The 1,343-nt window shown below is 57.3% G+C and carries 1 protein-coding gene; it reads left to right on the top strand.

Translation table 11 applies throughout. The features are described from left to right. Window positions 1-155: 155 nt before the first annotated feature. On the top strand, window positions 156-1,343 hold a 1,188-nt coding region (locus tag NPX02_RS21130), incomplete at its 3' end, for an ISL3 family transposase (protein WP_260296043.1).

The raw sequence follows: 1,343 nt of genomic DNA, 5'->3' as shown, positions 1-1,343 counted from the left end.
GGCTCTTCGGAAAAATTTGTGGGTAAAACCCTAGAGGAATAAAGTTCCAGGCGCATAAGGTTTGCTGAGCCGATCAAGGTAGCCGGTGCACCCTGCTCCAAATCTCTGAGAAGATGGAAGTGCGACCAACCATCGACCAGAAAAAAGGAGCCAGGGTGCAACTGAAGACTATCCTGAATCGGGTACAGAAATTCAAATCTTTTGTGTATGGCGCCATCCGCTGGGTGGAGGACGCAGCGGATCCGACGATCGAGGTGGAAGTCCATCCGCGCGGCAACAGTCGGGCGATCTGCTCGGGGTGTGGCCGGAGACGTCCCGGCTATGACACCCTGCCGGAACGCCGTTTCGAGTTTATTCCGATGTGGGGCATCAGGGTCTTTTTCCTCTACGCGCCGCGCCGGGTGGATTGCCCACGCTGCGGCGCGGTGGTGGAGCGGATGCCCTGGGCCAGCGGCAAGTACCGCTTGACCGAGGCCTATGCCTGGTTTCTGGCCGGCTGGGCCAAGCGGTTGAGCTGGAAGGAGGTGGCCGAGGCGTTTCGCACCAGCTGGGACCACGTGTTCCGCTCGGTCGAGATGGCTGTTGGCTGGGGCCGGGCGCATCAGGATCTGTCGGGAGTGAAGGCCATCGGTATCGACGAGATCCAATGGCAGCGGGGTCACAAATACCTGACGCTGGTCTATCAGATCGATGCCGACTGCCGGCGCCTGTTGTGGATCGGCAAGCAGCGCAAGGTCAAGACCCTGCTGGGGTTCTTCCGCTGGTTCGGCAAGGACAGAACCGCTGGCCTGCGCTACATCTGCAGCGACATGTGGAAGCCCTACCTGAAGGTGATCGCCAAGAAGGCGGGGCATGCCATCCACGTGCTGGACCGCTTCCACATCATGGCGCACCTGAGCAAGGCGATTGATGAAGTACGTGCCGGGGAAGCGAAGGAGCTGAAGGAAAAGGGCTATGAACCGGTGTTGACCAAGAGCCGCTGGCTGCTGCTTAAGCGACCGGAGAATCTGACCGAAAAGCAGGAAACCAAGCTGGCGGAGCTTGTGCAGTATAATCTGAAATCGATCAGGAGCTATCTTCTGAAAGAGGAGTTCCAACTCTTCTGGGCCTATACGTCGCCCTATTGGGCTGGGCAGTTCCTGGACAAATGGTGCACAAAGACCATGCGCTCCAAGATTGATCCGATGAAAAAGGTGGCCCGCATGCTGCGAAACCATCGGCCTCTGTTGCTGAACTGGTTCAGGGCAAAAAAGAAATTTTCCAGCGGCATCGTTGAGGGCTTCAACAACAAAGCGAAACTGACTACCAGAAAAGCGTATGGATTTAGAAGCTATCATGCCGCT

Source organism: Sedimenticola hydrogenitrophicus, from assembly GCF_025175675.1.
Classification (GTDB): Bacteria; Pseudomonadota; Gammaproteobacteria; order Chromatiales; family Chromatiaceae; genus Sedimenticola; species Sedimenticola hydrogenitrophicus.
This window is presented reverse-complemented; position numbering and strand designations above follow the sequence as displayed.